The following is a 20,657-nucleotide window of genomic DNA, read 5'->3' on the forward strand; positions in this document are numbered from 1 at the left end:
CTCGCGAAGGCGGAGTGTCAGACAGAGATGTTCCAGCTAATCCACCGCTTTCGCGAGCAAGCCCGCTCCCACATGTGATTTGTGTACACCCGGTCCGGCTTCAGGCTCCCGCCACACCCTGCCCAAAACGCTTGATCGCCAGGCAATACATCACCAACGCCACCGCCGCCAACAACCCACCCGCCGCACCGATCCAGGCGAAGCCGAATTGGCTGCCGACCCAACTGCCCATCAGGGCGCCGCCGCCGATGCCGATGTTGTAGATGCCGGAAAACATTGCCATGGCCACGTCGGTGGCATCTGGCGCGAGTACCAGCACCTTGGACTGCATGGCCAGGCCAAAGCCCATGATCGCCATGCCCCAGAAGATGCTCAGTACCACCAGGTAGGATTCTGCGCCGCTCAACGGCAGCATCAGCGCCAGGCACGCGGCCAGGATAAATACGGCGCCGACCACGAACAGGTGCGGGTTGAAGCGGTGCACCAGGCTGAACAGCAACGAGCCGATAATGCCCGCGCCGCCGAACACCAGCAGGATCAGGGTTACCGCACTGCCGCTCATGCCCGCCACGCCTTCGACGAAGGGTTCGATGTAGCTGTAGGCGGTGAACTGCGCGGTGACGGTCATGGCGGTCAGCACGTAGAGCGCCACCAATGCCGGGCGTTTGAACAGTAACGGCAGGCTGCGCAGGGAGCCGGAGTTCTGGCTCGGCAGGAGCGGCAAGGTGCGCGCCAGCCAGAACACCAGGGCGGCGGCGAAGGCGCCGATCACCAGGAAGGTGGTGCGCCAGCCCATGGCTTCGCCCAGCAGGCGGCCCAGGGGAATGCCCAACACCATCGCCAGCGACGTGCCGGTGGCCAATAACCCCAGGGCTTGCACCTGCTTGCCTTCCGGCGCCAGGCGCACGGCAAGGGACGCGGTGATCGACCAGAACAACGCATGGGACAAGGCTATACCGACCCGACTGACCATCAGCAGGCCAAAACTGGTGGCGACGCTTGAGAGGACATGGCTGGCGATAAACATGCAAAACAGCACGATCAGCAGCTTGCGCCGCTCGACGTTACGGGTCAGCAGCATCACCGGCAGCGACGTCAGGGACACGATCCACGCATAGATGGTCAGCATCAGGCCAACGCTGGACACCGGCATATCGAAGCTGGCACCAATGGCGCTGAGCAGCCCGACGGGCACGAATTCGGTGGTATTGAACACAAAGGCGGCCAACGCGAGGGCGATGACCGGTTGCCAATTGGCTTGGGGGGTTGCGGCTGAAATGCTCATTGAACGGCGAGGTACTCGGAGGATGATCAAACGGCAGCCCTGGACAAGCGCCGCCGCCGAGCATTCTATAGGTTTCTCGGCGGCCTGTTGACGCTGATCCTGATCAAAAAGCCATCAGTTTCATCAAGGCGCGATCATGGTGATGATGTAGGCCCCCGACAGAACGGGCTTTCCACGGGAATCCACCAGTTGGTACCGCTGGTCGTAATATCGCCCCTCACCACTGTCGGCCACCAACTTCACGTTGACCGGCGCATTGCCCACCGCTTGTACGCTGCGGATGGTCCGTACCTCGAACTGGTTGCCGCGAAATACCTGCGGGCAACCCTTCAACTCCAGGATCGAGCCGCCCGAGGCACCGGCCTCGCAACCCGGCGTGACCACACTGCCGTGAAACTGAATCACACCGCCAGCCATACAACTTCCTGCCCATATCGCAAGAAAGCCGGTAACCACTGACAAACCTTTAACGTTCATCGCGACACTCCTTCTTGGACTCTCAAGAAGTAAGTCGTCTTGTCAGGCGTTAACTTAAGACCATTCGTCAGTGATTGAAGGAAAAGTTACGGATCCACCTGCCCCATCAACTCGGGAACACTTTCCGGGCGCTTGGCATAACGCTGGGCCAGCACCGCGCAGACCATCAACTGGATCTGGTGGAACAACATCAGCGGCAAAATCAACACGCCCATGCTCGCCCCGGCAAACAACACCTGGGCCATGGGCACACCGGTGGCCAGGCTTTTCTTCGAACCACAGAACAAAATAGTGATGCGGTCTTCCTGGCTGAAGCCAAACGCCTTGCCCAGCACCGTGGACGCCACCAGCACCAGGGCCAGCAACACGCAGCACGCCACCACCAGGCCACCCAGTTCCCACAGCGGGATCTGGTGCCAGATGCCTTCGTTGACCGCTTCGCTGAACGCGCCGTACACCACTAGCAGGATCGAGCCCTGATCGACGAACTTGAGCCACGACTTATTGCGCCCCACCCACTCGCCAATCCAGCGCCGGGCGATCTGCCCGGCGATAAACGGCAGCAGCAGTTGCACACTGATTTTCAGGATGGCGTCCACCGTGTTGCTGCCTTCCCCGTGCACATTGAGCAACAGGGTCACCAGCAGCGGCGTAAGGAAGATGCCGAACAGACTCGACGCCGCCGCACTGCAAATCGCTGCCGGAACGTTGCCGCGCGCCAGGGACGTAAAGGCAATCGCCGACTGCACCGTGGCCGGCAGCGCACACAGGTAGAGCATGCCCATGTACAGGTCGTTGCCAACCAATGGCGACAGCACAGGCTTGAGCGCCAGGCCCAGCAACGGGAACAACACAAAGGTCAGGCTGAACACCAGCAGATGCAGGCGCCAGTGCCCGGCACCGGCGACGATGGCCTGGCGCGACAGCTTGGCGCCATGCAGGAAAAACAGCAGCGCGATGGCCAGGTTGGTCACCCAGCCAAAGGCCACGGCGGTCTGGCCGCTGGCGGGCAGCAGGGAGGCCAGGATCACCGTGGCGATCAGGGTGAGGGTGAAGTTGTCGGGCAGAAAGCGAGGCCGAGTCATAGGTGGGTTCTTCCGGGGTTGCCAAGAGCGTGCTGGCGACTCTAACGTAACGGCTTGTTACCGACTAACGCCAATGAGCCAGTAAATGCCGCCTAAAGGACATGACAAGACCGTGCGCCGCAGCGTGCCTGGGCTTTCCAGCCTGCCACGGCCGGTGTACGGACGTACCGAATCCTTACCCAATCGCGCGCTGACACGTCGGCACAGCCACCCTTGGGTGCAATTGTCCTACGCGATTTCCGGGGTGCTGGAGATCCAGACCAGCGCCGGCCGCTTTGTCGCGCCGCCCCAGCGCGCAGTATGGATCCCGGCGGGGGTGCCACATCGGGTGTTCAGTTCACCCCGCACGGAAATGCGCAGCCTGTATCTCGATTGCAGCGTCACCGCCTGGGCCAGCGAGCGTTGCCATGTGCTGGAAGTGAGTAGTTTGTTGCGCGAATTGATCCGCAACTTCAGCGAACTGCCGGTGGAATATGTCGAGGACGGGCCGGATGGTCGATTGGCCCAGGTGGTGCTGGACCAGTTGGCCGCAGCGCCCCAGGTGGATTTGATGTTGCCGCTGCCCCTGGACCCACGGTTGCGCCAGATCTATCGCAGCTTGAACCTGCACCCGGAGCAACAGACCACGCTGGGCCAATGGAGCCAGAAGCTGGGGGTGAGTGAGAAGACGCTCAGTCGGTTGTTTTTGAGTGATACCGGGCTGACGTTTCGCGCGTGGCGCCAGCGGTTACGGCTGTTGAGCGCCCTGCCCGCCCTGGAGCAAGGCGAGCGGGTGACGGATGTGGCGCTGGGGTGTGGCTATGAGTCGACGTCGGCATTTATCAATGCGTTTCGACAGCAGTTTGAGGCGACGCCGGGGGAATTCTTTCGCTGACCACCCAGATGCATCAGATGTAGGAGATGTCTCAGATGTAGGAGATCCAAATGTGGGAGGGGGCTTGCTCCCGATAGCGGTGTATCAGTCAATGTTTCTGTTGGCTGACATACTGCAATCGGGAGCAAGCCCCCTCCCACATTTTGATTTGTGCTGGCCTGTTAGAGGTGGGACTTGGCCAAAATCGCCTGGAGCAACACATCCGCCCCTGCCGTCGACCATGCCTGGGAAATCTCTTCCGCTTCGTTGTGGCTCAACCCATCCACACATGGCACAAAAATCATCGCCGTCGGCGCCACCTTGTTCAGGTAACAGGCATCATGCCCCGCCCCGGAAATCATCGACCGGTGGCTGTAGCCCAACGCTTGGGCAGAGGCCCGCACCACGTCCACGCAATCGGCGTCAAAGGCAATCGGCGCGTACTGGAAGATCTGCTTCACGCTGTGCTGCAAGCCAATGACTTGGGCGATACCTGCAACGGCGTCACGCAGTTGCAGGTCCTGGCGCGCCAGCACCGCTTCGTCCGGATGACGGAATTCCACGCTGAAAAACACCCGCCCCGGCACCACATTGCGCGAGTTGGGGTAAATATTGGCCATGCCCACAGTGGCGCGCCCTTCGGCGCCCTGCTCCAGGCCCAGGCCGTTGACGGCCTCGACCACGCGGGCAAAGCCGAGCAAGGCATCCAGGCGGTGGTCCATCGGCGTGGTGCCGGCATGGGCACTGCGGCCGGTCAGTTCCACTTCGTACCAGCGCTGGCCCTGGGCGCCGGTGACCACGCCGATGCTGATGTTCTGGGCCTCCAGGATCGGGCCTTGTTCGATATGCAGTTCAAACGCCGCATGTACGTCCTGGCCGCCCACCGGGTGAGGGCCTGCATAGCCTATTTCCTGCAACGCCTGGCCGATGGTCACACCGGCCTTGTCTTCACGGGACAGGCCGTATTGCAGGTCAAACACCCCCGCGTAGACACCGGAGGAAATCATCGCCGGCGCAAAGCGCGAGCCTTCTTCGTTGGTCCAGTTGACCACTTCAATCGGCCGGTCGGTCTCGATGCCCAGGTCATTGAGGGTGCGCAGCACTTCCACGCCCGCGAGCACGCCGTAGATACCGTCATACTTGCCGCCAAACGGCTGGGAGTCGCCGTGGGAGCCGGTGAGCACCGGCGCCAGATGGTCGTGACGCCCGGCGCGACGGGCAAAGATATTGCCCATGGCGTCCACGCGGATGCTGCACCCGGCAGCCTCGCACCACTGCACAAACAGGTCGCGGCCACGGCGATCCTCATCGGTGAGGGCCAGGCGCGAAACGCCGCCTTTTTCGGTGGCACCGATCTGCGCCATGTCCATCAGCGAGTCCCACAAACGCTGGCCATTCACCCGCGCCAGGTTACTCATGGGGCTTGGCCCGGTAGCGGAAATCACAACGATGATCGCCACCCATGATGGTCTGGGTGCGGGTCAGTTCGATGTCCGGGTTGTAGCCGACGATAAACAGCTCATCGCGGTTGCACGACAACAGGTGGCCGATCTCGCCCAGCCCCATCTCGTTGTACATCTCGGCATAGCGGCAGCGCTTGACGTCGTAGTCGTAGTGCTCGGCGTCGCTGGCAATGATCTCGACTTTGAGCGCGTCGTCCTTCTCCCACAGCACTTGCAGTTCGACGAAGCTCTTGAGGTCGGCGTTGTCTTCAAGCGAGGCGAAATGCTTGCCCGCCTGGATCGCCGCGTTGCCCACCGCTTCGCCAATCACGGCAGCGGCAAAGTCCTTGCCCTGCTCGCGCTTGAGAATCTCGTAGATCGGCTTGATGATTTCAGCCTCGATCCGCCGCCGGGCGAGAATGCCCAGTTCACCTTCCAGTTTGCTCATGACTGCTCTCCATTAGCCCTTTTGTAGGAGCGAGCTTGCTCGCGAAAAAGGTACATCCGACAGCGTGATGCGCCTGAAATACCTTCGCGAGCAAGCTCGCTCCGACAAGGGGTGGGGGTTTATTTACCGCCCGCCACGCTGACCGGCTGCCATTGGTTGGCCTTGACCTGGTACACGGTGAACGAGGGTTTCTTCAAATTGCCTTCGGCATCAAAGGCAATGGTGCCGGTGACGCCTGGGTAGCTGATGGCACGCAGTACCGGCAGGTACTTTTGCGGGTCCACCGAGTCGGCCTTTTCGATGGCCGCCACCAGCACGCCGACGCCGTCATAGGCGAACGGGGCGTGCAGTTCGATATTTGTCTTGTAGCGTTCTTTGTAAGCCTGCTCAAAGGCCTTGCCACCCGGCATCTGGGCAACCGCCAAACCCGGCTCCAGGGCAATCACGCCCTCGCCTTCGTTTTGCGCCAGTTCCAGGAAGGTCTGGCTGACAAAGCCACCAGCGCCCATCAAGGGGGCCTTGATGCCCAGTTGCTTGATGCGACGGGCCAGCGGAGCGGCCTGGGAGTCGACACCGCCGAAGAAGATCAGGTCGGGGTTCTGGCTGCGGATGTTGGTGAGCACGGCGCTGAAGTCGATGGTCTTGTCGTCCACGTATTCACGGCCCACGACCTTGCCGCCCCCGGCTTCAATGGCTTTGACGAACTGGTCCGCCAGGCCCTGGCCGAAAGCGGTACGGTCGTCGATCACGGCGATGCGCTTGGCTTTCAACGTGTTCAACGCATAGTCGCCCGCCACCTGACCGCCATCGTCGTCATGGCCCATGATGCGCAAACTGGTATCGAACCCTTGCTGGGTGTAAGCGTGACCGGTCGCAACCGGCGCGACTTGAGCAATACCGGCATCGTGGTAAACCCGCGCCGCCGGGATGCTGGTGCCGGTGTTCCAATGGCCCACCACGCCCACCACGCCTTCATCCACCAGGCGCTGGGCCACGGTGACGGCGGTACGCGGGTCGGACTGGTCGTCTTCGGAGACCAGCTTGAAGGTCACGGCCTCACCGTTGATCTTCGGGTGCTTGGCGTTGGCCTGGTCAATGGCCAGTTGGGCGCCGTTTTCCAGGTCTTTGCCGATGCGTGCGGACGGGCCGGTCAACGGGCCAGCCAGGCCGATCAGCACAGTCTGGTCGGCTTGGGCGACGGCGCTGGCCAGGCTGCTCAGGGCCAGGCCGATCAAGGCGGTTTTCTTCAACGTATTCATCAGGGTTTCCTGCTTCTTTTCGGGCGGGTCGGAACACGCCGGGCGTCCGGTAGCGTCATGGGTTTATTCGCCGAGGTACGCGCTGCGCACCTCAGGGTGTTCAAGCAAATCCTTGGAGGGGCCGGTGAGGCTGATGCGCCCGGTGTCCATCACATAGGCACGGTCGGTGACTTGCAGCGCCAGCCTTGCGTTCTGCTCCACCAGCAGCAAGGTCATGCCCTGGCGGCACACGTCGTCGATCACCTGGAAGATCTTCTCCACCATGATCGGCGCCAGGCCCATGGACGGCTCATCCAGGATCAGCAAGCGTGGGCGCGACAGCAACGCGCGGGCCAGGGCGAGCATCTGTTGCTCGCCGCCCGAGAGCAGGCCGGCGGATTGGTGCAGGCGCTCTTCCAGGCGTGGGAAGTGCTCGAACAACTGGCGCATTTCGCGCTGCACCTGTTCGTTGTCGCGACGCAAAAACGCACCGGCTTGCAAGTTTTCCAACACGCTCATGCGCGCAAAAATCCCGCGGCCTTCGGGGACCATGGCGATGCCCTGGCGCAGGAGTTTTTCCGGGGCCTGGCCTAGAATCGACTGCCCGGCAAAACGAATCTCGCCCTTGGCCGCCGGCAGCAAGCCGGTCAGCGCCTTGAGGCTGGAGGACTTGCCGGCCCCGTTGGCGCCGATCAGCGTGACGCGCTCGCCTTCGTGGATATGCAGGTCGAGGGATTTGACGGCTTCGATGGCGCCGTAGCGCACCTGCAAACCGTCGACGTTCAATAAGGGTTCAGACATGGGCACTGGCTCCCAGATAGGCCTGGATCACCGCCGGGTGTTGGCGCACTTCGACCGGAGGGCCCACCGCAATGACCTGGCCGTAATCCAATACGCTGATGCGGTCGCACACGCCCATCACCAGTTTTACGTCGTGTTCGATCAACAACAGGGTATGGCCGTCGTCGCGGATTTTTTCCAGCAGGCCGCGCAATTGCACTTTCTCGCTGGCGTTCATGCCTGCCGCCGGCTCATCCAGGGCCAGCAGGCGCGGTTCGGTGGCCAGGGCGCGAGCGATTTCCAGGCGGCGCTGGTGGCCGTAGCTGAGGCTGTCGGCGCGGTAATGGGCGTAGCCGGCCAGGCCCACATAGGCGAGCAAACGATGGGCATGGGCGCGGGTCTGCGCCTCTTCTTCCCGTGCGCGGCGATGTTGGCTCAAGGCCGCCCACAGGCCATTGCGGGTGCGCACATGGCGACCCACCATGACGTTTTCCAGGGCGCTCATGGCATTGAACAGGCGGATGTTCTGGAAGGTACGGGCGATACCGGCTTCGGCCACCTTGTGTACGCTGGTGGGCTGGTAGTCACGTCCGTCCAGCTGGAAACGCCCGGAGTCCGGCGTGTACAGGCCCGTCATCACGTTGAAGAAGGTGGTCTTGCCCGCGCCATTGGGGCCGATCAAGCCGTAGATCTCACCGGGCTGGATGCTCAGGCTCACATCGCTCAGCGCCGCGACGCCGCCAAAGTGTTTGTTGACCTTGTCGATCTGCAACAGCGGTGCGTTCATCGTGCCACTCCTTTGGGCCACAAGCCGGCGGGTCGGTAAAGCATCGCCAGGATCAGCGCCAAGCCGTAGAACAGCTGGCGGATGATTTCCGGGTCCACCAGCACCTGGCCGAACAGCGTCTGCTGCAACGGCCCCATGCTGGCGCGCAAGGCTTCGGGCAAGGCCGCCAGCAAAATGCAGCCGAGGATCACGCCGGGGATATGGCCCATGCCACCCAACACCACCATCGCCAACACCGCGATGGACTCGTTGAGAGTGAAGGACTCGGGCGACACAAACCCCTGGAACGAGGCGAACAACACCCCGCCCACCCCGCCGAAGGCTGCACCAATGGCGAAGGCCAGCAGCTTGAGGCGCACGGTGTTGATGCCCATGGCTTGGGCGGCGTCTTCGTCTTCACGGATCGCCACCCAGGCACGGCCGATGCGCGAACGCTCAAAGCGGATACAGGCGAACAGGATCAACACCACCAGCGCCGCAAACAGGTAGTAGTAGAGGTACACCGAGGGCAGGCGCAGGCCGAACAGCTCTTGGGTACGCCCGAGGTTCATGCCGAACAGGCTGACCGGATCGACCTGGGAAATGCCTTTGGGGCCGTTGGTGATATTCACCGGCCGATCCAGGTTGCGCAGCAGGATGCGGATAATTTCGCCAAAGCCCAGGGTGACGATGGCCAGGTAGTCGCCGCGCAAGCGCAAAGTCGGTGCGCCCAGCACCACGCCGCAACCGGCGGCGAGCAACGCGCCCAACGGCAGGATCAGCCAGATCGAGGTGTGCATGCCTGCTGGCAGCATCGCCGCCAATGCCGGGAACTGTTGCAGCAAATGGGGCGACGAGAGCAACGCCGCCAGATACGCACCCACCGCGTAGAACGCGATAAAGCCCATGTCCAGCAGCCCGGCATAGCCGACCACGATGTTCAGCCCGAGGGCGAGCATGATGTACAGCAGGGCAAAATCCAGGGTACGCACCCAGGTGTTGCCGCCGGCATGGCCGACGATCCACGGCGCCAGCACCAGGGCCACGGCGAACAGTAGCAAGCCCAGGCTCGCACGCTTATTGGGGGACAAGGACTGGATCATGCGCGGGTCGCCAAACGTTCGCCCAACAACCCGGAAGGCCGGAACACCAACACCGCGATCAACACGATAAAGGCGAACACGTCCTGGTAATTGCTGCCGAACACCCCATTGGTGGCCGCGCCCAGGTAACCGGTGCCCAGGGCTTCGATCAGCCCCAGCAGCAAGCCGCCGACCATGGCGCCCTTGAGGTTGCCGATACCGCCCAACACCGCTGCGGTGAAGGCTTTGATCCCCGGCAAAAAGCCCATGTAGAAATGCGCACTGCCGTAGTTGCTGGCCATCATCACCCCGGCCAACGCCGCCAACGCGCCGCCGATGGCAAAGGTGATGACAATGACGCGATTGGGGCTGATGCCCATCAGGCTGGCGACCTGGGGGTTTTCTGCCACGGCGCGCATGGCCCGGCGAAAACGCGTGCGCTCCACCAGCACCAGCAGCGCAACCATCACCGACACGGCAATGGCAATGGTGGTAAGCGCAGTCACGTTGGTGATCGCCGGATGCGCGGAGGCGCCGGCCAGCACTTCGATCGGCTCCAGCGGCAGCAGTTGCGGGAACATCTGCGGGTTGCGGGTCCACACCAGCATGGCGAGGGTTTGCAGCAGCAACGACACGCCGATACCGCTGATCAACGGCGCCAGGCGTGGTGCATGGCGCAGGCGGCGATAGGCAACGCGCTCGATCACCACCGCGAGCACTGCGCAAAACGCCATGGCGACCACGGTGGCACCCAGCAACACCAGCACCGGCGGCATGCCTGGAAAGGTCGCCTGCAATAGGCGAATCATCGACAAGCCCACCAACGCGCCGATCATCAGCACATCGCCATGGGCGAAGTTGATGATGCGCAAAATGCCATAGACCATGGTGTAACCCAAGGCCACCAGCGCGTAGAGACTGCCCGTCATCAAACCGTTGAGCAGTTGTTGGATAAACCCATCCATTAAAACCTTCGACCTCAGTGCGTACAGGGGCGGCACACTAAGCATCTATTCTGTTTTTATCAAATATCAGAAAGTCATATGGTTATATCAAAGCTGAAATACGCTATATACGCCATAAATACGGCACTTATGGCTCTTTATTCGCAAGAAGAGTTGGTATTTAATTCAATACATGAATAAATCAGAACAGTTAGCCAACGACCCTCCCCTGCGCGCCGTGCGCACCTTCGAAGCGTTTGCCCGCCACGGCGGGGTGAATGCCGCCGCTCGCGAGCTGGAGGTGTCCGCGTCGGCCATCAGCCATCAACTGCATTTGCTGGAAGACTTTTTGCAGCAGCCGCTGACCTTGCGCCAGGGCCGCAACCTGGTGCTCACCGATGAAGGCCGCGAGTACTACCGCGCCATTCGCTCGGCGTTCGCCGTGCTGCGCAGTGCCACCGAACACGTACGGGAAAAAAGCGCCACGCGCCAGGTGACCATCAGCCTGATCCCGCTGTTTGGCATCAACCTGTTTATACCGCGATTGGCGAGCTTCCTCATCGACCACCCTGCGCTGGACATCAACGTGACCTACGCCAACCACCGCAGCTACCCCAGCGATGCGGCCGACCTGTCGATCCGCTTCGGCACCGGGCATTGGCCGGGGTATCACAGCGAACCGTTGATCTCTGGCGCGGTGACCCCCTATTGCAGCCGCGCGTTCCTGGCGCAACACGGGCCGATCGATACGCCCCAGGCGCTGAGTGAATTGCCGCTGCTGCACGATGAGGAACGCGGCACGTGGGGCCAATGGTTCGAAGCCGCCGAGGTGGATGCCACCGCATTGAATGGGTTGCTGCTGGAAGATGGCCAACTGGCGCTGACCGCCACCCTCACCGGCCTGGGCTGTGCGCTGCTGCGCGAACCGTTGGTGGGGCCGCATGTGGCCAGTGGTGAGTTGGTGAAGTTGTTTGATCTGGAGGTCAATGATGGCCGCCAGTACTACCTGTGCCGGCGGGCCAACAGTGAGTTGTCGAGCGAGGGTAATGATTTGTATGACTGGATCAAGAGGAGCTTGGTTGCGGTTTAGTTTCAAGCCAACGCAGATCAAAATGTGGGAGCGGGCTTGCTCGCGAAGGCGGTGTATCAGGTGTCAAATCTGTAACTGACACACCGCATTCGCGAGCAAGCCCGCTCCCACATTTGGATTGGGTTCACACCCCAATAACACGTCAGCTGCCGTTGCCGCCATGGGCTTCTTCGAAGAAGTAGTCCTTCCAGCTCGCCGCCTTGTTTTTCAGCACGCCCAGCTCCTGCAATTTCTCGGCATAGATAAAGGTGCGCTGCGGCACCACAGTGAAATCGATCTCCGGGTCCTGGACGATCTTCTCCACCAGGTCCAGCGGCAGCTTGGATTGTTCTACGCGAATGTAGGCCTTGGCCGCTGCCGGTTTGTCCGCCTTGATGATCTTCTCGGCTTCGGCCAACGCGTCATAGAACGCCTTGTAGGTCTTGGGGTTTTCGTCGTGGAATTTTTGCGTGGTGTACAGCACGTTGAACGTCGCCTGCCCACCCAGGATGTCGTAGGAACTGAGCACCTTGTGCACCTTGGGATTCAACAGTTCCTGGTACTGGAACGGCGGGCTGGAGAAGTGCGAATTGATCTCCGAGCCGCCAGCAATCAGCGCTGCCGTGGCATCGGGGTGGGCCAGGCTGATGGAGATGTCGTCGAACTTCTTGTAGTTGGCATCGCCGAACTGCTTGGCCGTCTCGATCTGCAAGGTGCGCGACTGGAAGCCCACGCCGGCGGCGGGTACGGCAATACGGTCTTTTTCGGTGAAGTCCTTGAGGGTCTTCACGTTGGGGTTGTTGGTCAGCAGGTAGTTGGGCATCGAGCCCAGGGAGGCGATGGCCTTGACGTTCTGCTTGCCCTTGGTGCGGTCCCACAGGGTCAGCATCGGTGGTACACCGGCGGAGACCACGTCCAGCGCGCCGGCCAGCAACGACTCGTTCATTGCGGTGGCGCCGGAGATGCTGTTCCACTCCACCTTGATGTCCAGGCCTTGTTCCTTGCCGTGTTTCTCGATCAGGTGCTGGTCGCGCACCACGTCGAGGATCAGGTAGCCGATGCCGAACTGCTGGGCAATGCTGATCTTGCCTTCGGCCTGGGCTCCAGGGCTGAGCAACGCGGTGGCAGCAGCCAATGAGGCCGCCAACAGGGTCAGGGAGGAGCGCTTGAAGGTCATGGGGTTCTGCCGCACTTTTGAGAAGGTGAGCGAGGGTAGCCACGATTTTTAAGACGGGAAAAGAATATCGGGGTCTATTGTTATGCAAATAACCCACAAACACGCGCTCGGCTGGTATTGTGCCGCGCTTTGAAAAACTGCCGAACCTGCGAGGAACTGGACGTTGAACACTGACGAAAAAATGACTGGGGATTTGTTCGAGGTCGATAAACGCCTGTCACTCAAACCCGTGGTGGACTTCAACGCCTACCTGCGCAGCGCTTTTGGCGACGGCCCGTGCACCTGCATCCGCTGCACCGCCAGCGGTGGCGATGAAACGGGGTATGCGTTTCAGCACACCTTCAACTTCGATGGCAAACCCACAAATCGCCGCTTCGCCACCACGGCGGGCAGCGATGTGTTGCAGGTGTTGAAGAAGGCGTGGTTGTCGTACACCAAGGCGGAGTTGGCGCTGAGCGGTGTGCTGGCATTGGACACCGTGAAGGAATTTGTCGAGCCGCAACTGCACAAGCGTTTGGCGCCGTTGTTTTTGGCCAGTGGGTTCGTCAAGGATGTGGATGGGGAGTTGCAGATTCAACCGCAGGACTAGCAGGCGAATACAGGTCTAAATGTGGGAGGGGGCTTGCCCCCGATGGCGGTAGGTCTGTTGGTGCATGTGCTGGCTGACCCACCGCTATCGGGGGCAAGTCGAATCGTCGCACCGCCCCTCCCACATTGGACCTCAGTGATCAGATGTCAGCTGTTCTGCCCACCATCGACGTTTAATGTGGCACCAGTGATATAGGCCGCATCCGCCCCCACCAGAAACGCCACCACCCCGGCAATTTCTTCCGGCTGGCCGTAACGCCCCAGCGCAGTCATCTGTTTGACCAACGGCGCCATATCGCCAGTCTCTGGGTTCATCTCGGTATTGATCGGCCCCGGCTGCACGGTATTGACCGTGATCCCCCGCGGCCCCAGGTCCCGTGCCCAGGCGCGGCTATAAGCGGCCACGGCAGCCTTGCTCGCCGCATAATCACCGATACCGGGAAACGGCGCGCGACTGGCGAACATGGTGCCGATCGACACAATGCGCCCGCCATCGGCCATCAGCGGCACCGCCGCCCGCACGGCGGCGACCACACCATTGAGGTTGATCGCTTGCTGGCGGTCCAGCGCCGCTATGTCGGCGTCGGGGTCACCCACTACGCCCATCGTGAAAACCCCGGCGCTGTTGACCAGAATGTCCAGACGCCCGAAGTGCTCATGCACCGTGCTGACCAGCGCCGCCACGGCCGCGCTGTCGGCTTGATCGGCCGCCACGGCCAGCCCCCTTACCCCATGGGCCTTGATACTGCGCAGCACCGCCTGGGCACGCTCGGCAGATTGGGAATAACTGAATGCAACATCGGCACCTTCGGCGGCGAGGCGCTTGGCGATGGCCGCGCCGATTCCCCTTGAGGCGCCGGTGACCAGTGCAACTTTACCGTTGAGCGAGTGAGTCATGAGGGTTCCTTGAAAGCCTGTCGATTCGCGGGTTGCGAGGCGTAAATCAAGGTAATCTCTTGGCCATTGGTGATAAACGGCGACTTTCTGTATGCCGTATCACCTATTTCGTGACAATAGGCGAAACTCCATGGACTACTTCCAGGCCGTACAGGCGTTTTTGCGCATCGTCGAGACCGGCAGCTTCGTCAAGGCCGCCGCCCAACTGCAGGTACATCCCAACGCGGTGACCAAACAGATGCAGGCGCTTGAATCCCACCTGCAAGTGAAGCTGCTCAACCGCACCACGCGCACGGTGACGCTCACACCCGAGGGCAGTGCTTACCACACACGCATGAGCCGGGTGCTGGACCAGTGGCTTGAGGCCGAATCGGACATGGCGGTGTCCCGCAGCCGCCCGCGTGGCCGGATACGGGTAGACATGGGCACGACCATCGCCACGTTGCTGGTGATCCCGGCCTTGCACGATTTTCATCAACGTTACCCGGATATCCAGATCGATATCGGCGCCAGCGACCGCACCGCCGACCTGGCCAGCGAAAGCATCGATTGCGTGATCCGTGGCGGGCACTTGCCGGATTCGGCGTTGATTGCACGCGGCCTGGGCAGCCTGGCGTTCGTTACCTGTGCCACACCGGCGTACCTGACCACCCACGGCACACCCCGCCACCCCGCAGAACTTGAAGAGGGTCACACCCTGGTGCGCTACTTTTTCCCCGGCAGCGGCAAGCAAAACAGGCTGGCGCTGTTGAAGGGGGATGAGCAGGTGTCAGTGGAAGGCCGCCATATCGTCGCGGTAAATGACAGCAATGCCTACCTGGCGGCAGGCCTTGCCGGGCTGGGCGTGATCCACACGCTGCGCTTCATGGTGCAACCACATATCGATGCGGGCACGTTGGTGCCGGTACTCACGCAATGGTCGGCGCCGCCCAATCCGCTGTCGGTGGTGTACATGCCCAACCGCCACCTGAGTGCTCGGGTGCGGGTGTTTGTGGATTGGCTGGTGGAGGTGTTTGCCGCACATCCTCATGTGCAGCAATGATCAGTCGATCAGTAACCTACCCCACGCACACCGCCTGAGGCGCGGATGGATTCTCCGGTAACCCAATGGGCATCCTCGCAGGCGAGGAACACCGCCAACGGCGCGATATCTTCCGGCTCGCCGAAACGCCCCAGCGGCGTGCCGGCCACCAGCGACTGGCCAAACTCACCGGCAAAGTTGCCATCGGTGGCCGGCGTATTGGTATGCCCCGGCAGGATCGAATTGACCCGGATGCCCTTGGGCCCCAGCTCCCGCGCCAGGGCGAAGGTGAGCGTATCCACCGCGCCCTTGGTGGCCGAATACACGCTAGAGGCCAGGTAGGGGTCGGTGCTGAGGATCGAGCTGATATTGATGATGCTGCCGCCCTGCCCCAGCAACTTCACGGCCTCCCGCGCCGCCAGCAGATAGCCCAGTACATTGAGGTTGAACTGCTTGTGGAAGGCCTCTTCGGTCAGGTCTTCAAGCATCTGGAACACTGCGACACCGGCGTTGTTGACCAGGATATCCAAGGTGCCGTAGGTCTCGCGCACCGTGTCGAACAAGCGCGCGACATCAGCGCTCACGCTCATGTCCGCTTGCACGCTGATGGCGCTGCCGCCCTGCGCCTGGATATGGGCCACCACCGCCTGTGCGTCGGACTGGCTGGAGGCGTAATTGATGACCACGGTCGCGCCTGCCGCTGCCAAGCCTTTGGCAATGCCTGCGCCAATGCCTTTGGAGGCGCCGGTGACCACTGCGATTTTTCCGTCGAGCTTCATGGGTTTGTTTCCTGAGGTGGGATGAGATTGCGTGCTGCCAGTATTCGGTGCGCCGACGGGATGGCGGTTGCCGGTTCTTCTTGCATGCTTGCCTATTCTTCTCAGCGGCCTTGCGTTGCCGACCGGCGTGGCCCATGGTCGAGTCCATGAACGAGACCCTGAAAGAACTGCGCCGCCTCGTGCAACGCGCCGACAACAGATGGACCGACACCGGCCTGCCCCGCGTGGCGATGGTGTGTGCCGAAGCCTGCGCCGACCAGGTGTATCAGCCCATGCTGCACCTGGTGCTGCAAGGTTCAAAAACGTTGTCGATTGGCGATCAAGTCGCGACCTACGGGCCCGCCAGCTATTTTGTGGTGCCGGTGGAGGTGCCGGCGACCGGGCAGGTTCACCCCTTTGCCAAGGGGTTGCCCTACCTGGCCCTCAGCCTCACCCTGGACCCGGCCGTGATCGGCGCCGTGCTGGCCGATGAAATACCGCCGCCTGAACGGCCACGCACCCAGCGGTTCGCAGCGGTGCAGGCGCCGGACGAAATGATGGAGGCCTGGTTGCGCATGCTGCGGCTAATGGATCGCCCCCATGAGGCGGCCGTGTTGGCACCGATGATCGAACGGGAGATTGTGTTCCGGGCGCTACAAGGGCCCCTGCGCGACACGCTGGTGGACATGGCACGCCCCGACGGGCGCCTGGCGCAGATCCGCCGCGCCACCGAATGGATTCGCCAGCACTACACCGAGCCCTTTCGCGTGGAGCCCCTGGCCGCCATGACGGACATGAGCGTGGCGGCGTTCTATCGGCATTTCAAAGCCATCACCGCCATGACCCCCATCCAGTACCAGAAACGCCTGCGCCTGTTGCGGGCGCGCTGGTTATTGCTGTTCGACACCCTGGATGCGGCGTCCATTGCCTTTACCGTAGGGTATGAAAGCGCCTCGCAGTTCAGCCGCGAATATGCGCGGCTGTTCGGGTTGCCGCCGGTGAAGGATGCGGCCAGGTTCAAGACCCCTGCCTGAACCGACTGCAAACCCGTGTGGCAAGGGGGGCTTGCTCCCTCGCCACGGGGTTGTCAGATACCTGCAAGCACGGCGATGTCGCCCGTGCGCCACACGTTATCCACGGTCACGCGCTGGATCCGCCATTCACTGCCCTCGCGCACCAACTTGACGTCATACCGGTTCTTCATCAGGTAATGGCGCGACGGATCGCTTTGCGGCACATGTTGCGCCTCCACCAGGGCATCCAGGCGCGCATGGCTGCCATCGAGGGTCACCCTCGCGTTGCTCACGGAGTGGGTGGTGTCGAGTGGCCCGAGGGCCGCCGACAACGCGGCGACGATGGCGTCACGCCCTTCCAGCACCGGGTATTCGAACCCGGCCTTCGCGGCGGCCGGGCGAAAGTCCGAGACGGCGTCGAGGGTGAATGCCGACGCGAGCAACGCCGAGTCTTTGAGGTCGATTCCCGCCGCGAAGCGATGCAGGGTGTCGATGACCGCCAATCGTTCGGCGGCTGTTTTAAGATCAGTCATGGTGCACTTCCTGGGTTCAATAATCGGTAATGCGCGTGCCGCCGATGGTCTGGGCAAAGCCCACACCGAACAGCCGAGCCGGGGTTTCAAAACCGCGGCGGCGTTCGCCAGCGAGCACGCGACGAGCTGCTTCCACGGCGGCCAGCGGGGTGTAGCTGTAGCCGTTGACGGTCTCGATCACCGAGCGCGCAACCGTGCCATCCAGGCCTGTGACTTCAGCCACGGCGCGAGCACGATGGGCATCGCGCTGGTCTTGCGTGGGGCCGTCGGGCAGTAGCGACAGGTCGCCTTCGGGGAAGGCTTCGCCGGTGATATGCACGAACATCTGGATATTCGGGATGGCGCTGGAATGCCACGCGGTGACCAAATCACCAAAGGACAGTGGCGCACACAACGCCGGGCCGTCGCCGAAGTCCAGGTGCTGCGCCGGTGCATCGGGGGTGGCAACCAGTTGCCCATCGATGCGCGCCATCACGCCGGCGCCGATGATTTCGCCGACACTCATGGCCGAGCCCCGAGACATGGCGCCAGGCACCTGCAAAGCGATTTTCAGTGACTGCGGCTGCGATACGCGGCTGGCCACATGCATGGCCAGGCAATCGGTGGGCACCACGTCCCAGCCCACGCCAGGCAGCAACATCACGTCCGCCCCGGCGCCGAGTTGCTCGGCCAGGCGGTACACGTTGATTTCGGCGGTGATGTCCAGGTAGTCGGTGCCGCTGGCGATGCAGGCGCGCATCAGGGCGTCGGCGGTTTGCGCAAAAGGACCGGCAAAGTTGAGCAGGACGTCGATGCCGTCGAGCTGGCTGGCATCCGGGGTGAATACGCGATACGGCGCGTCCAGTGCTGAAGCCAGCGCCGCCAGCCGCTCGGCGTTGCGACCGGCAAGCACCAGGTTCAGTCCGAGTTGTTTGGCGTGTGCGGCGGCCATGCGCCCGGTGTAGCCGGTGGCGCCGTAGATCATCAAGGTTTTCATGCGCTGTGCTGCCAGTTCTTGTAGACGAATTCGAGGCTGTAGCCGTCCGGGTCGAGCACGTTGGCGGCGTAGTAGTTGGGGTCGTAGTGCAGGCGCGCACCGGGGGCGCCGTTGTCGGTGGCGCCGTTCGCCAGGGCAGCGGCGTAGGCCTGTTCCACCTCGGCGCGGTTGTTGGCGACAAAGCCCACATGCACCGCCCGCCCTTGCACCACGCCTTCGCGCAGCCAGAAGAACATCCGCCCATTGGCGCCAAAGCCTTTGAGGTCCGGATGGCCGGGTGGGCCGTCCTTGCCGTCATAGTCCAGGCGTGCGGTGATGCCCAGGGGCGTCAGGGTGGCTTCGTAGAAGCGGATGGAGCGCTGAATATCACTGACTGAAATAAACAGATGATCGAGCATCGTGTGGCCTCCTGATTCAGATGATGTAGCCGCCCGCGACTTCGAGGGTCTGGGCGTTGATCCAGCGGCCGTCTTCCGAGAGCAGCATCGCAATGACCCGCGCCACGTCTTCTGGCTCGCCAACCCGCCCGAGGGCGGTTTGCCCGGCCAGCAGGGCTTCGAACTCATCGTTCAAGCCGCCGCCCAGCTCGGTGCGGATGGCGCCGGGGGACACGGCGTTGGCGCGGATGCGTCGTTCGCCGAACTCCTTGGCCATGTAGCGGGTGAGTACGTCCAGGCCACCCTTGAATGCAGCGTAGGGTGCAACGCCAGCGGTGGCGACGCGGGTTGTGGCACTGGTGAGGTTGACGATGCTGGCGTGTTCCTCCAGCAGCGGCAGCAGGGTTTGGGTGAGGAAAAACGGGCCTTTTAGATGCACGTTGAACAGGCCGTCGAACTGCGCCTCGGTCACCGATTGCAGCGGGTTGAACAGGCCGTAGCCGGCGTTGTTCACCAGGCCGCTCAGGGTGTTCACGCCCCAGGTGGTGTGCAGGGCTTGCAGCACAGCGTCATGGAAGGCTGCAAAGGTGCTGACGTTGGCCACATCCAGTTGCAGCGCCACCGCCTTACCACCAGCGGCCTCGATACGCTGCACCACTGCCTGCGCCGCCTCCGGATGACGGTTGTAGGTAAGGATCACGCCATGCCCCTGGCGGGCACACAGCTCGGCGGTACTGGCGCCGATCCCGCGGCTGCCTCCGGTAATCACGATGACGCTCATGGCCTACTCCACTGTTGGAAAGTTGAGTGACCACAGTAGCCATCGCCCTACCCCGACACTCAGCCGTTCCTACTCCAATCCTGCCTGTTTCTGCTTTTTGCTTGCGCAAGCGTCGTAGGAAGGAACAGCATGGCCAGCATGAATACTCAATTGATCGAACTGCGCGCCCTGGCCGCAAGCGCCGAAAACCGCCGCACCGAGACCGGCATCCCACGGGTGGCCATGGTCCAGGGGGCGATTCCGGAGCATATGCTCGCAGCGGTCTACGACCCCATGATCAACCTGATCCTGCAAGGCAGTAAGTGCATGACCGTGGGTGATCGCACGTTGCATTACGACCCGGCGACCTATTTTGTGATGTCCATCGAGCTACCCGCCGTGGGCGTGGTGAACCCGGCGAGCAGCGGTGAACCGTACCTGGCAGTGAGCCTGACCCTGGACCCGACCGTGCTCACCACCCTGCTCAACGACCTGCCCGCCCCCAGCGGACGCTGCGAACAGGAGGCGGGGTTTTCGGTGGCGGCCGTCACCCCTGCGTTGATGGACGCCTGGGTACGCATGCTGCGCCTGATGGGCGACCCGGTGGCGATTGCTGCATTGGCACCTGCGTATGAACGGGAAATTCTCTACCACGTATTGCAAGGCCCCCATGGCTGGATGCTGCGCGAGATTGCCGCGCCGGATACCGCGATGGCACGGGTCAGCCGGGCGATCCAGTGGATTCGTCGTGACTTTGCCGAGCCGATCCGCGTGGAGGCACTGGCCGAGAAGGCGGCGATGAGTGTTTCGGCGTTTCACCGGCACTTCAAGGCGGTGACGAACCTAAGCCCGTTGCAGTATCAGAAACGCGTGCGGCTGTTGCAGGCGCGCACGTTGATGGTGGCCAGCGCGAGCAACGTAACCAGTGCGGCGTTTGAGGTGGGGTATGAAAGCGCAACTCAGTTCAGCCGCGATTACGCGCGGGTGTTTGGCTTGCCGCCGGCGCGGGATACGGCGCGGATTCTGGCGGCGAACAAAGGTCGGTAATGCAGGAGGGGGCTTGCTCCCGATAGCGGTATACCAGTCAA

The 20,657-nt window shown here is 62.3% G+C and carries 23 protein-coding genes; 6 read left to right on the top strand and 17 right to left on the bottom strand.

What is annotated here, in order from left to right:
• Positions 1 to 100 precede the first annotated feature (100 nt).
• From DYL59_RS21060 to DYL59_RS21070, 3 genes are all read right to left on the bottom strand, one after another.
• Positions 101 to 1,285 (bottom strand): sugar transporter, encoded by a 1,185-nt coding sequence (locus DYL59_RS21060; RefSeq protein ID WP_135290901.1) that lies wholly within the window; start codon positions 1,283 to 1,285, stop codon positions 101 to 103.
• Positions 1,286 to 1,408: 123 nt separating this feature from the next.
• On the bottom strand, positions 1,409 to 1,762 hold the full coding sequence (locus DYL59_RS21065; protein ID WP_135290902.1) for a type 1 fimbrial protein: 354 nt from the start codon (positions 1,760 to 1,762) through the stop codon (positions 1,409 to 1,411).
• Positions 1,763 to 1,848: 86 nt separating this feature from the next.
• Positions 1,849 to 2,847: a bile acid:sodium symporter family protein gene (locus tag DYL59_RS21070; RefSeq protein WP_135290903.1), complete on the bottom strand. Its 999-nt coding sequence runs from the start codon at positions 2,845 to 2,847 to the stop codon at positions 1,849 to 1,851.
• An 85-nt stretch (positions 2,848 to 2,932) separates the two neighbouring features.
• Between DYL59_RS21070 and DYL59_RS21075 the strand changes: the two genes are divergently transcribed.
• Positions 2,933 to 3,721 carry an AraC family transcriptional regulator gene (locus DYL59_RS21075; protein ID WP_135290904.1) on the top strand — a complete coding sequence of 263 codons (789 nt, stop codon included), beginning with the start codon at positions 2,933 to 2,935 and terminating at the stop codon, positions 3,719 to 3,721.
• 161 nt (positions 3,722 to 3,882) lie between these two features.
• Here DYL59_RS21075 and DYL59_RS21080 read toward each other — a convergent pair whose 3' ends face one another.
• The 7 genes from DYL59_RS21080 to DYL59_RS21110 form a co-directional block, all read right to left on the bottom strand.
• On the bottom strand, positions 3,883 to 5,118 hold the full coding sequence (locus DYL59_RS21080; RefSeq protein WP_135290905.1) for a Zn-dependent hydrolase: 1,236 nt from the start codon (positions 5,116 to 5,118) through the stop codon (positions 3,883 to 3,885).
• On the bottom strand, positions 5,111 to 5,590 hold the full coding sequence (locus tag DYL59_RS21085; protein ID WP_135290906.1) for an L-2-amino-thiazoline-4-carboxylic acid hydrolase: 480 nt from the start codon (positions 5,588 to 5,590) through the stop codon (positions 5,111 to 5,113). Before DYL59_RS21085 ends, DYL59_RS21080 begins: the two co-directional genes overlap by 8 nt.
• A 119-nt stretch (positions 5,591 to 5,709) precedes the next feature.
• Entirely contained in the window at positions 5,710 to 6,849 is a 1,140-nt protein-coding gene (locus DYL59_RS21090) for a branched-chain amino acid ABC transporter substrate-binding protein (protein WP_135290907.1), read from the bottom strand.
• Between the two features lie 63 nt (positions 6,850 to 6,912).
• Complete coding sequence (locus DYL59_RS21095) at positions 6,913 to 7,629, bottom strand: ABC transporter ATP-binding protein (RefSeq protein WP_135290908.1); 717 nt, start codon at positions 7,627 to 7,629, stop codon at positions 6,913 to 6,915.
• A complete protein-coding gene (locus DYL59_RS21100) occupies positions 7,622 to 8,395 on the bottom strand; it encodes an ABC transporter ATP-binding protein (RefSeq protein ID WP_135290909.1) in 774 nt (257 codons plus the stop codon). Before DYL59_RS21100 ends, DYL59_RS21095 begins: the two co-directional genes overlap by 8 nt.
• Complete coding sequence (locus DYL59_RS21105) at positions 8,392 to 9,477, bottom strand: ABC transporter permease subunit (protein WP_135290910.1); 1,086 nt, start codon at positions 9,475 to 9,477, stop codon at positions 8,392 to 8,394. Before DYL59_RS21105 ends, DYL59_RS21100 begins: the two co-directional genes overlap by 4 nt.
• Positions 9,474 to 10,421: a branched-chain amino acid ABC transporter permease gene (locus DYL59_RS21110; RefSeq protein WP_135290911.1), complete on the bottom strand. Its 948-nt coding sequence runs from the start codon at positions 10,419 to 10,421 to the stop codon at positions 9,474 to 9,476. The genes DYL59_RS21105 and DYL59_RS21110 overlap by 4 nt, the downstream gene beginning before the upstream one ends.
• Positions 10,422 to 10,593: 172 nt before the next feature.
• On the opposite strand from DYL59_RS21110, the gene DYL59_RS21115 reads away from it, so the two are divergent.
• Positions 10,594 to 11,490, top strand: coding sequence for a LysR substrate-binding domain-containing protein (locus DYL59_RS21115; RefSeq protein WP_135290912.1), 897 nt, complete (start codon positions 10,594 to 10,596; stop codon positions 11,488 to 11,490).
• 142 nt (positions 11,491 to 11,632) lie between these two features.
• Here DYL59_RS21115 and DYL59_RS21120 read toward each other — a convergent pair whose 3' ends face one another.
• Positions 11,633 to 12,646 carry an ABC transporter substrate-binding protein gene (locus DYL59_RS21120; RefSeq protein WP_135290913.1) on the bottom strand — a complete coding sequence of 338 codons (1,014 nt, stop codon included), beginning with the start codon at positions 12,644 to 12,646 and terminating at the stop codon, positions 11,633 to 11,635.
• 163 nt (positions 12,647 to 12,809) lie between these two features.
• Here DYL59_RS21120 and DYL59_RS21125 point away from each other — a divergent pair, with 163 nt between their 5' ends.
• The gene (locus tag DYL59_RS21125) at positions 12,810 to 13,235 is read left to right on the top strand and encodes a hypothetical protein (protein WP_135290914.1); all 426 of its coding nucleotides are present in this window, start codon (positions 12,810 to 12,812) and stop codon (positions 13,233 to 13,235) included.
• 146 nt (positions 13,236 to 13,381) lie between these two features.
• Here the strand turns inward: DYL59_RS21125 and DYL59_RS21130 are convergent, their stop codons facing one another.
• On the bottom strand, positions 13,382 to 14,131 hold the full coding sequence (locus DYL59_RS21130) for an SDR family NAD(P)-dependent oxidoreductase (protein ID WP_135290915.1): 750 nt from the start codon (positions 14,129 to 14,131) through the stop codon (positions 13,382 to 13,384).
• Positions 14,132 to 14,261: 130 nt separating this feature from the next.
• On the opposite strand from DYL59_RS21130, the gene DYL59_RS21135 reads away from it, so the two are divergent.
• Positions 14,262 to 15,173 (top strand): LysR family transcriptional regulator, encoded by a 912-nt coding sequence (locus DYL59_RS21135; protein ID WP_135290916.1) that lies wholly within the window; start codon positions 14,262 to 14,264, stop codon positions 15,171 to 15,173.
• Positions 15,174 to 15,181: 8 nt separating this feature from the next.
• On the opposite strand, the gene DYL59_RS21140 is transcribed toward DYL59_RS21135, so the two are convergent.
• Entirely contained in the window at positions 15,182 to 15,931 is a 750-nt protein-coding gene (locus DYL59_RS21140) for a glucose 1-dehydrogenase (RefSeq protein ID WP_135290917.1), read from the bottom strand.
• Positions 15,932 to 16,077: 146 nt separating this feature from the next.
• Here DYL59_RS21140 and DYL59_RS21145 point away from each other — a divergent pair, with 146 nt between their 5' ends.
• Positions 16,078 to 16,944, top strand: a complete 867-nt coding sequence (locus tag DYL59_RS21145) for an AraC family transcriptional regulator (RefSeq protein ID WP_135290918.1) — start codon at positions 16,078 to 16,080, stop codon at positions 16,942 to 16,944.
• 53 nt (positions 16,945 to 16,997) lie between these two features.
• On the opposite strand, the gene DYL59_RS21150 is transcribed toward DYL59_RS21145, so the two are convergent.
• The 4 genes from DYL59_RS21150 to DYL59_RS21165 are packed head-to-tail and all read right to left on the bottom strand — an operon-like array spanning position 16,998 to position 19,590.
• On the bottom strand, positions 16,998 to 17,456 hold the full coding sequence (locus DYL59_RS21150; protein ID WP_135290919.1) for a nuclear transport factor 2 family protein: 459 nt from the start codon (positions 17,454 to 17,456) through the stop codon (positions 16,998 to 17,000).
• Between the two features lie 16 nt (positions 17,457 to 17,472).
• Entirely contained in the window at positions 17,473 to 18,432 is a 960-nt protein-coding gene (locus DYL59_RS21155; RefSeq protein ID WP_135290920.1) for a saccharopine dehydrogenase family protein, read from the bottom strand.
• Positions 18,429 to 18,830, bottom strand: a complete 402-nt coding sequence (locus DYL59_RS21160) for a VOC family protein (RefSeq protein WP_135290921.1) — start codon at positions 18,828 to 18,830, stop codon at positions 18,429 to 18,431. The genes DYL59_RS21155 and DYL59_RS21160 overlap by 4 nt, the downstream gene beginning before the upstream one ends.
• 16 nt (positions 18,831 to 18,846) lie before the next feature.
• Positions 18,847 to 19,590, bottom strand: coding sequence for an SDR family NAD(P)-dependent oxidoreductase (locus tag DYL59_RS21165; protein ID WP_135290922.1), 744 nt, complete (start codon positions 19,588 to 19,590; stop codon positions 18,847 to 18,849).
• Positions 19,591 to 19,728: 138 nt separating this feature from the next.
• On the opposite strand from DYL59_RS21165, the gene DYL59_RS21170 reads away from it, so the two are divergent.
• A complete protein-coding gene (locus tag DYL59_RS21170) occupies positions 19,729 to 20,616 on the top strand; it encodes an AraC family transcriptional regulator (protein WP_193557570.1) in 888 nt (295 codons plus the stop codon).
• Positions 20,617 to 20,657: the final 41 nt, after the last annotated feature.

Origin of the sequence: Pseudomonas kairouanensis (assembly GCF_004682055.1) — a bacterium.
GTDB lineage: Bacteria > Pseudomonadota > Gammaproteobacteria > Pseudomonadales > Pseudomonadaceae > Aquipseudomonas > Aquipseudomonas kairouanensis.